Here is a 9,326-nt window from a genome sequence, read left to right as displayed (position 1 = left end):
ACGGGTACTTAACACAACCAGGCCCGATTACCCGAGCCTCTGAAGAAGATAAATTTGGCTGAAAGCCTGACTGAAAACGAGGCGGAAGGGTTATCCTTTGAGCTGATTGCGGCGGTACTCGCCCTGACGCTCCAGCATCCAGCCGGGATATTCCGGCGGCAGAGCGCTGACCGTATCCAGCTGTTTTAGCTCGTCGTCGCTGAAACGAATTTCGGTGGCGGCGATATTATCGGTCAACTGTTCCGGGCGTTTAGCGCCGATGATCACGCTGCTGACCACCGGTTGATGCAGCAGCCAGGCGAGCGCAATCTGCGCCACCGACACCCCTTTGCTGTCGGCAATCGTGCGCATCACGTCCACGCAGTCAAAGGCACGATCTTTATTCACCGGCGGAAAATCAAACGCCTGACGGCGGCTTCCGGCTTCGCTCTCACCGTCGCGGCTGTATTTACCGCTCAGCAACCCCCCGGCCAGTGGACTCCAGACCATCAGCCCGACGTTCTCGCTTTGCAGCATCGGCACCAGTTCGCGCTCCAGATCGCGCCCGGCAATGGTGTAATACGCCTGGAGGGACGCAAAACGCGCCAGCCCTTTGCGCTCGGAAATCCCCAGCGCTTTGGCGATTTGCCACGCCGCCCAGTTTGACACGCCGATATAGCGCACGTGACCGTGCTGCACCAGATTATCCAGCGCGTACAGCGTTTCTTCCATCGGCGTTGCCGGGTCAAAACCGTGAAGCTGGTAGAGATCGATATGATCCAACTGCAACCGGCACAGACTCTCCTTCACGCTGTCGATAATGTGATAGCGTGAGCTACCGCGCGAGTTGACACCTGCGGTGCCGGTTTCGCCAAATACCTTGGTCGCCACCACTACCTCTTCACGCGGTATCTTCAGGTTTTTCAGCGCCTGCCCGGTGATCTCCTCTGAACGTCCTTCGGAATAGACGTTCGCCGTATCGATAAAATTGATCCCCGCATCCAGCGCGGTGCCGACCAGTTTTTCTGCGTCAGCCTGCCGCAACTGACCGATTTTTCCCCACATCCCCTCTTCACCGCCGAAGGTCATGGTGCCGAGGCACAGTTCGGAAACAAACAGGCCGGTATTGCCTAATTTTTGATATCGCACAGGACTCTCCTTTCAGGATGATAACGTGAGTACCCTATAGTTATACCCTCCCGGTCGCAGCGGCGAATGTGGCGTTCCTGTTCTTTTCTTGCCCAATCCTCTGAAGGTTACCCGCGCGGCGCGTCGCCAAAGACCGAATAATCCGGCAGGCGCACGGTCTGATACGGCTCCCAGCCGCCGCCCAGTGCTTTGTACAGCGCAACGAGATCGAGGCTGCTCTGCACTTTTGCCTGCGCGCGCTGCTGCTCGGCCTGCGCCAGCTGCCGCTGGGCATCCAGCACGTCAATAAAGGTCGCCAGCCCCTGCCGGTAGCTGTCGCTGGCAAGGTTGAAGGCGTTTTGCAGCGCGGTAATGGTTTTCTCCAGCCCCTGCTTCTGCTGCTGATCGCTGCGGTAGCTGACCAGCGCATTTTCAACGTCGTTCAGCGCGGTCAGCACCGTCTGGCGATATTGCAACACCTGCGCGCCCTGCTGCGCGCGGGCCAGTTTAACGCTGGAAACCAGCCGTCCGCCCTGGAAAATCGGGATCGAGACCTGCGGGCCGACGCTATAGAAATGGCTGCTCCAGTCGGTCAGCCAGTCCGCTTCGCTGTTGCGCATCCCAAACTGCCCGCTAAGCGTCAGGCTGGGGAATAGCTGGGCGACGGAAACCCCGATTTGCGCGGTGGCGGCGTGCAGATTAGCCTCCGCCTCGCGCACGTCAGGACGCCGACGCGCCAGCGTGGATGGAATGCCGGTTTTGACGATTTCCGGCAGCGGCGGCAGCGGTTTCTCACCCTGTAGCTCACCGTCCAGCGCACCCGGCGGTTTACCCAGCAGCACCGCCAGCGCATTCATCGCCTGCCGCTGCTGCGCCTGATACTGCGGCAACTGCGCTTCGAGATTGCCCAACTGGGCGCGGGCGTTTTCCACGTCCAGCTGCGGAGAGAGTCCTCCGCGCTGGCGGTTCTCGGTGAGATCCAGCGTTTCCTGCGCACTGGCAATCTGCGTATTCATGGTATGAATAATGCTTTGTGCGCCGCGCAGTTGCAGCCATGCGCGGGCCACTTCCGCCTCCAGCGACACCAGCGCGTCGTTGCGCTGCTCAATTGCCGCCTGCTGCTGGGCCTGCGCCGCTTCAACCTGACGGCGAACCTTGCCCCACAAATCCAGTTCCCACTGGGCGTCAAAGCTGCCCTGATACAAATTGATCGGCTGGGTCAGCGGCCCCAACGCGCCGCGCAGTTCCGGGTCAACATCATCAAGCTGACCGTAAACATCGTGCGACTCCAGCTCGCCTTTCAGCCCAAGCTGCTGGCGGGTGGCCTGCACGTTGCCGTTCACCGCCGGTAAGAACGCGCCACCGGCCTGATTAAGCTGCTCGCGCGCCCCGGCAATTCGCAGCACCGTTTGCTGTAATGACAGATTTCCGGCAATCGCCCGCTCGACCAGGCTATTGAGCTGCGGGGAATTAAACGTCGTCCACCAGCGCGGATCCACCGCCTGCGGGCGCGTCTGCGACGGCACATCGCCACCGCCCGCATCGTGCCAGCGTGCGGGCGTTTGCGGCACGGCGGCCTGATAATCCGGTCCCACGCTGCAACCAGCCAGCATCAGCGCCAGCAGAGTCAGGGAGGAAATTTTGCGTCTGTGCATATTAATGTGCTCCTGCGCTACCTTCGCTCTTCACCGGAGAGAGCAGTAAACAAAAGGGGATCAGCAATAGCGCAACGACGCTAAGGATCGTAAAGACATCGATGTAAGCCAGAATGCGCGACTGTTCGATCATCGTCTGGTACATCTGCCCGGTGGCGATGCTCAGTGGATCGCCCATCAGCCCGGTAAAATCGCGGATCGCCTGCGCCGACTGACGTATTGCCTGCTGGAACGGCTCATCAAACGGGCTGGTATGGTAAGACAGATGCGCGCTGTGCGCCTGCGCCCGCTCGGTGATCGCCGCCGTCGACAGCGAAATTCCCACCGAACCCGCCACGTTACGGAACATGGTGAACAGCGCCGAGGCGTCGGCATTGAGCTGGCGCGGAATAGTGATAAACGCGATGGTGGTCAACGGCACAAACAGGAAACCGAGGCCCAGCGACTGGGCGCTGCGAAACAGCACCAGCGTTTCAAAATCGACATCCGGCGTCAGCGTTCGCGACCAGAAAAAGGCCACGCCCAGCAGCAGAAAACCGAAGGCGATAATAAAACGCGTCTGCACGATCGGCATCAGCTTAAGCACCAGCGGGATGGTTAAGACAATCAGCACCGCCCCCGGCGACAGCACCAGCCCCGACCAGGTGGCGGTATAGCCGAGATCCTGCTGCGCCAGCTGCGGGATCACCACCGAGCTGCCGTAGAGGATCATCGCCATGCCCGCCATCAGCAGGCTGGAAACGGCAAAGTTTTTATCCGCCATACAGCGTAAATCGACCACTGGTTTGCGCGCATATATCAGCCAGTAAATCGCGCCAATAATGCCGATCAGCGTCAACACCGCAAAGGTGCAGATAAAGTTTGAATAGAACCAGTCTTCATCTTCGCCCCGGTCGAGCATCACCTGCAAACAGCCCAGCCCCAGCGCAATCAGTCCGATGCCAGTCCAGTCAATGGTCAGTTTTTCTTCCGATTTACGCTCCCACGGCGGATCTTCCAGCAACTGGTAAATTGCCAGCACCGTCACAATGCCCACCGGGATGTTAATAAAGAACACCCAGCGCCAGGAATAGTTATCGGTGATCCAGCCGCCAAGGGTGGGTCCCAGCACCGGCGCGACGATAATCGCGATCGATGACAAGCCGAACGCCTTACCGCGATCTTCCGGTTTGAAATAGTCGAGCAGCACCGACTGCTGGGTCGGCTGAAGACCGCCGCCGAAAAAACCCTGCATAATGCGAAACAGAATGATCTGCCACAGTTCGGTAGCGATGCCGCACAGGAAGGAGCAGATGGTGAACATTACGATACAGATCAGGAAGAACTGCTTGCGGCCAAATACGCGGCTTAAGAATGCGGAAATCGGCAGTACGATGCCGTTCGCCACCAGGTAGCTGGTCAGCACCCAGGTGGATTCATCGTAGCTGGCGGAGAGCGATCCGGCGACGTGCGGCAGCGCCACGTTGACGATTGTGGTATCGAGGATTTCCATAAACACCGCCAGCGTGACCACCATCGCCACCGCCCACGGATTACTGGCCGGACGCCAGTTTTCATGGCTCTGGTCGGTCATTCAAGCGTTACCTTCGGTTCCACGGAAAGGCCGAGCGGCAGCGGATGGTTGGCATCCAGCCCTTTATCAATCACGATTTTGACCGGCACGCGCTGGACGATCTTCACAAAGTTGCCGGTAGCGTTTTCCGACGGGAAGGCGGCGAACTTCGAGCCGCTGCCCTGCTGGATGCTGTCAACGTGCCCTTCCAGTTCCATATCGCCATAGGCATCAATTTTAATGCTGACTTTATTGCCGGGACGCAGGCGCTCAAGCTGGGATTCTTTAAAGTTGGCGACCACCCAGATATCCGGGGAGACGAGGGAGAACAGCGCGCTGCCCGCCTGCACCAGCGTGCCGTTTTGCACGTTGCGTTTGGTGACAAAGCCGTCAAACGGCGCGCGCACTTCGGTCCACGACAAATTCAGCTCGGCGGTTTCCAGCTGCGCCCGCGCCTGATCGACCTGACGCTCGCGCGCTTCGACGTTGGTTTCCTGCTGGCGGATCTGTAACTCCACCTGCTCCGCCACTTCCAGCTGCGCTTTGGCGCTCGCCATCTGCGCCTGGGCGCTGCGCAACTGGGCGTTAGCCGAGTCAATATTTTGCTGGGTCGTGGCGCGTGGATCGACGCCGCGCTGACGGCGGTACGCCGCTTCGGCATTGGCCTGGTCCGCCTGCGCCTTCAGCACCTGCGCCCGCGCTTCATCGCGCTGCGCCGGATACTGCACTTTCGACAGGGCCAGCTGCGCCTGGGCCTGATGCAGTTGCGCTTCGGCGAGGCCAAGCTGCGCTTTCGCCTGATCGCGTTGGGCGGTGGCGTCACGCGGGTCGATAATCACCAGCAAATCGCCCTTCTTCACCCGCTGGTTATCTTTCACCCGCAAGTCAGTGACGTAGCCGGAGACTTTCGGCGCGATCGTCACCGCATCGCCATCGGTAAAGGCGTCGTCGGTAGTTTCCTGATTGCGTGTCATCAGCCACCACACCAGCGCCACGATGATCATCACAATCACCACGATGCCAAGAATAATCAGCGGCTTTTTACCCGGACGCTTGCGCGAGTCCTTTTTCTTTTCATCTCCCTGATTTTCCGCTTTATTGTCTTCCTGCTGGTTTTCAGGTTTTTCGTCTTTTTCTGCCATAAGTATGCAACGGTCCTGTCAGTTAACGGCGTAAAGGGGCCTGATAACTAAAGTTAGGAGGTTGCTATACATTTGCCAGGATAAATTGACAAATCAGCACTAACTGACAAGGAGTAATCCGTACCCGACCAGCGCCGCCCACACCAGCAGCGGCAAAGAATAAAGATGAAAGCGCCACCAGATGCGGCGATTACCCGCCATGCGCAGGGCGATAAGGTTGGCCAGCGAGCCGGGCAGCAGGCCGAATCCGCCGACGTTTACCGCCCACGCCAGTAGCGTAGTGGGCGGAACGTAATTCAGCAGCAGAATTGTGGCAGGCACGTTGCTGATGACCTGCGACAGGCCAATCGCCGTCAGCCAGAGTTGCAGCGGGGTAAGACCGTCAACGCGATCCAGCAGGCCGTGCAGCACCGGAAGCCCGGTCAGGAGATGCACATCAATAAACATGGCGATAAACACCAGCAGCAGCGACCAGTCCACCTTCAGCACTACGCTGCGGGCGACGACCAGAAAGCCGACCAGCAGAATGCCCAGCCCCCACAGCTCCTGCTTCGTTTCCAGCGCAACCAGAAACACGAGGTAAAACGCCAGGCAGCTCCACACCAGACGACGCTGCCACTGCGGCGTTTTATCGCCGCTGCGAAAATGCAGCGTCTGCGCGGGAAAGCACAGCCAGCACAGTACCAGCAAAGTCGCCATCATGCTGAGCGCCAGCGGCAGCATCTGCCAGGTAAAGGCCGGAAAAGACAGCCCGGAGCGCCCCCACAGCAGGATATTTTGCGGATTGCCGATCGGCGTCAGCAGGGAACCGGCGTTAACCGCCAGCGCTTCGAAGATGATCAGCCGGTTGACCGGGATCTCACACCATTTTTTCAGCGTCAGGGTCAGCGGCACGACGATAAACAGCGCCACGTCGTTGGTCAGAAACGTCGACAGCAGCGCGGCAGCCAGCACCATAAACAGCGCCAGCTGGCGAACCGTAACAAAACGACGCGCCATTTTACGCCCCAGCACGTCAAAACAGCCGCTCTGCTCTACGCCTTTGGTCAGCAGCATCAGCCCGCTGAGGGTAATAATGGTGTGCCAGTCGATAGCCGCAGGCCAGCCGCCGGGCGCGAACGGCACGAAAAAGCTCAGGACAACGGCGATAATAATCAGCAGGTGTAAAAAACGGTCATGCGCCAGCGCGCGCAGAAACGGCAGATTCATTCAGAAGGCATTCCGTGCTTCAGGCTGAACTGGCGGAACATTTCCAGCGTCTCCTCGCTGACGTGATGCTCAATGCCTTCGGCATCGCGGCGCGCAGTATCGGGGCTGACGCCGAGCACCAGCAAAAAGTTCTCGACGATATGATGGCGCTGGCGGCTCTCTTCGGCGAGTTTCTCCCCTTCCGGCGTGAGGAACACACCGCGCCACGGGATCTGCTCGATCAGCCCGACGGTCGCCAGTCTTTTTAACATTTTCGCAACCGTCGGCTGCGACACACCGAGCCGGGCGGCCATATCAACCTGCCGCGCCTCGCCCACTTCGCGGATGAGATCGGAAATCAACTCCACGTAGTCATCGATCAGTTCGCGACGATGCGCTTCCCGCACCTGGCGGAACCCCTCAACGTGATCCTGTACGTTCACTAATTGCGTCACTTTTTTTGTTGTAAGTTTTCCCGCGCGACGGCTCATTGTGCTTCCTCATGGGTGCGATGCACCGGGGCATCATCAAAAGAGCGCTTATTGTATAGGATCGTGACGTGAGTACAAAAAATTAACGTTTTAGCCATAGCTATAAAATATAGCCTGTGCTATATCTGTATGTAATGCAGTCACCTTTCACGGAAGAAGGGGTAAACGGTCAGGAGGTTTTATGAACGAATTTAAGAGGTGTATACGCGTGTTTAGCCACTCTCCTTTTCAGGTACGCTTAATGCTGTTGAACATGCTGTGCGAGATGCTCGGCGGCAAACCGCGTCAGGACGATCCTTCCTCTCATTAATGCGGCGTTGCGGTACGCCGCTTCATTTTTCTGTCATCTTCGCGCGTTATTCTGTTCCTTCTGCTGCTGAAACCCTCTCTTTTTTGCTGATTTGCAATCTGCCTCGCAAAACTATTTCTTATGGCTAGTTGACCTGACATTCACGGCGCTTTATCTTCTTGCAGCCCTGCACGTATTGCGGTTCGCAGATGCGGACTCGTTCCCCTCTTCACGCACTCTCCCGCAGGTTTTGACCCTTGACGCCAGGGTGCTCACATGGCGTTTTATGATTGTGGCATATGAATTACACCCTTAAAGAATCGCTTGCCTCACGACGCCAGGCGTTAAGCCCGTGGATCGGTTTTTATTTCCTGCAATCGTTATTTATTAACCTTGCGCTCGGTTATCCGTTCAGCCTGCTTTATACCGTTGCGTTTACCTGCGTTTTGCATTTGTTATGGCGCACGGTGCCCAATGTGCAAAAAGTGGTGCTGGGCATTTATTCGCTGATTGCCGCCAGCTATTACCCGTTCGGCCAGGCTTACGGCGCACCGAATTTTAATACCCTGCTGGCGATGCACTCGACCAATATGGAAGAGTCCACCGAAATCCTGACCATCTTCCCGTGGTACAGCTACGTGGTCGGGCTGTTTATTTTTGCTCTCGGCGTGATTGCCGTGCGCCGTAAAACGGAAGGTAAAAAACCGTGGCGTAACCTGGACAGCCTGTGCCTGCTGTTCAGCGTGGTGACGTTTTTCGTTCAGCCAGTGCAAAACCTGGCGTGGGGCGGCGTTTTTAAACTGAAAGATACCGGCTACCCGGCGGTGCGTTTCGTTAAAGATGTGGTGGTCAATAACGCGGAAGTGCTCGACGAACAGGCGCGGATGGCGCAGTTCGCCGAAATGAAGGACACCTGGCACGTGACCGCCGTTAAGCCGAAGTATCATTATTATGTGGTGGTGATTGGCGAAAGCGCGCGCCGCGATGCGCTCGGTGCGTTCGGCGGTCACTGGAATAACACCCCGTTTGCCAGCGCCGTCAACGGCACCCTTTTTACTGACTACATTGCCGCCAGCGGCTCAACGCAAAAATCGCTGGGGCTAACCCTGAACCGGGTGGTCGATAACAAACCGCAGTTCCAGGATAACGTAGTAACGCTGGCTAACCGCGCCGGATTTCAGACGTGGTGGTTTTCCAATCAGGGGCAAATTGGCGAATACGATACCGCCATTGCCAGCATTGCCAAACGTGCCGACGAAGCGCACTTCCTGAAAAGCGGCGATTTCGAAGCCGATAAAAATACCCAGGATGAAGAACTGCTGAAAATGACCGCGCAGGTGTTTGCCAGCGAGCGCAGCCAGCCGCAGCTGATTGTCCTGCATCTGATGGGCTCGCATCCGCAGGCCTGCGACCGCACGAAAGGCAAATACGCCGAATTCGTACAGTCAAAAGAGACGTCGTGCTACCTCTATACCATGACCCAGACCGACGACTTGCTGGGCAAGCTTTACTCGCAGCTTCGCAATACCGGCAACAGTTTTTCGCTGGTGTATTTTTCCGATCACGGCCTGGCATTTAAAGAACGCGGAAAAGAGGTGCAGTACCTCGCGCATGACGACAAATTCCAGCAGAATTTTCAGGTGCCGTTTATGGTGTTGTCCAGCGACGATAAAAAGCACCGGATCATTAAAGCGCGCCGCTCTGCCAATGATTTTCTTGGTTTCTTCTCGCAGTGGACGGGCATTAGCGCGAAAGAGATCGTGCTGGGCTATCCCTTTATTTCGGAAAAGAAAGCTGGCCCCACGTATATCACCAACTTTCATCTGCAAAAGGTCGATTTTAACCATCTTGGCACCGACCTTTTTGATACCAAACCCCGCCGCTAGCGCTTTTGTAGCCAGA

8 protein-coding genes are annotated in these 9,326 nt (G+C 57.4%); 2 read left to right on the top strand and 6 right to left on the bottom strand.

The window, feature by feature from the left end:
* Nucleotides 1-90: 90 nt before the first annotated feature.
* The 6 genes from RT197_RS17765 to mntR all read right to left on the bottom strand — a co-directional run bounded on the left by RT197_RS17765 (nt 91) and on the right by mntR (nt 7,135).
* Nucleotides 91-1,128, bottom strand: a complete 1,038-nt coding sequence (locus tag RT197_RS17765) for an aldo/keto reductase (protein ID WP_312952470.1) — start codon at nt 1,126-1,128, stop codon at nt 91-93.
* A gap of 107 nt (nt 1,129-1,235) precedes the next feature.
* Complete coding sequence (locus RT197_RS17760; RefSeq protein WP_312952469.1) at nt 1,236-2,762, bottom strand: efflux transporter outer membrane subunit; 1,527 nt, start codon at nt 2,760-2,762, stop codon at nt 1,236-1,238.
* 1 nt (nt 2,763) lies between these two features.
* Complete coding sequence (locus tag RT197_RS17755) at nt 2,764-4,335, bottom strand: DHA2 family efflux MFS transporter permease subunit (protein ID WP_312952468.1); 1,572 nt, start codon at nt 4,333-4,335, stop codon at nt 2,764-2,766.
* Nucleotides 4,332-5,456, bottom strand: a complete 1,125-nt coding sequence (locus RT197_RS17750; protein WP_312952467.1) for an HlyD family secretion protein — start codon at nt 5,454-5,456, stop codon at nt 4,332-4,334. Before RT197_RS17750 ends, RT197_RS17755 begins: the two co-directional genes overlap by 4 nt.
* A gap of 99 nt (nt 5,457-5,555) precedes the next feature.
* A complete protein-coding gene (locus RT197_RS17745; protein WP_312952466.1) occupies nt 5,556-6,665 on the bottom strand; it encodes an anion transporter in 1,110 nt (369 codons plus the stop codon).
* The gene (gene mntR / locus RT197_RS17740; protein WP_312952465.1) at nt 6,662-7,135 is read right to left on the bottom strand and encodes a manganese-binding transcriptional regulator MntR; all 474 of its coding nucleotides are present in this window, start codon (nt 7,133-7,135) and stop codon (nt 6,662-6,664) included. Before mntR ends, RT197_RS17745 begins: the two co-directional genes overlap by 4 nt.
* A 181-nt stretch (nt 7,136-7,316) precedes the next feature.
* Here mntR and mntS point away from each other — a divergent pair, with 181 nt between their 5' ends.
* Together mntS and RT197_RS17730 are read left to right on the top strand one after the other, a co-directional pair.
* Complete coding sequence (mntS, locus tag RT197_RS17735; RefSeq protein WP_312952464.1) at nt 7,317-7,445, top strand: manganase accumulation protein MntS; 129 nt, start codon at nt 7,317-7,319, stop codon at nt 7,443-7,445.
* 278 nt (nt 7,446-7,723) lie between these two features.
* On the top strand, nt 7,724-9,310 hold the full coding sequence (locus RT197_RS17730) for a phosphoethanolamine transferase (RefSeq protein ID WP_312952463.1): 1,587 nt from the start codon (nt 7,724-7,726) through the stop codon (nt 9,308-9,310).
* Nucleotides 9,311-9,326 lie beyond the last annotated feature (16 nt).

It is taken from the genome of Superficieibacter sp., assembly GCF_032071645.1.
Classification (GTDB): Bacteria; Pseudomonadota; Gammaproteobacteria; order Enterobacterales; family Enterobacteriaceae; genus Superficieibacter.
The sequence above is the reverse complement of the archived record's forward strand: the minus strand, read 5'-3'. Positions and strand labels throughout refer to the sequence as shown.

Excerpts from the sequence above, each read along its gene's own strand:
- RT197_RS17760 (WP_312952469.1), bottom strand. The coding sequence starts at position 2,762 with ATGCACAGACGCAAAATTTCCTCCCTGACTCTGCTGGCGCTGATGCTG.
- RT197_RS17755 (WP_312952468.1), bottom strand. The coding sequence starts at position 4,335 with ATGACCGACCAGAGCCATGAAAACTGGCGTCCGGCCAGTAATCCGTGG.
- RT197_RS17750 (WP_312952467.1), bottom strand. The coding sequence starts at position 5,456 with ATGGCAGAAAAAGACGAAAAACCTGAAAACCAGCAGGAAGACAATAAA.
- RT197_RS17745 (WP_312952466.1), bottom strand. The coding sequence starts at position 6,665 with ATGAATCTGCCGTTTCTGCGCGCGCTGGCGCATGACCGTTTTTTACAC.
- mntR (WP_312952465.1), bottom strand. The coding sequence starts at position 7,135 with ATGAGCCGTCGCGCGGGAAAACTTACAACAAAAAAAGTGACGCAATTA.
- mntS (WP_312952464.1), top strand. The coding sequence starts at position 7,317 with ATGAACGAATTTAAGAGGTGTATACGCGTGTTTAGCCACTCTCCTTTT.
- RT197_RS17730 (WP_312952463.1), top strand. The coding sequence starts at position 7,724 with ATGAATTACACCCTTAAAGAATCGCTTGCCTCACGACGCCAGGCGTTA.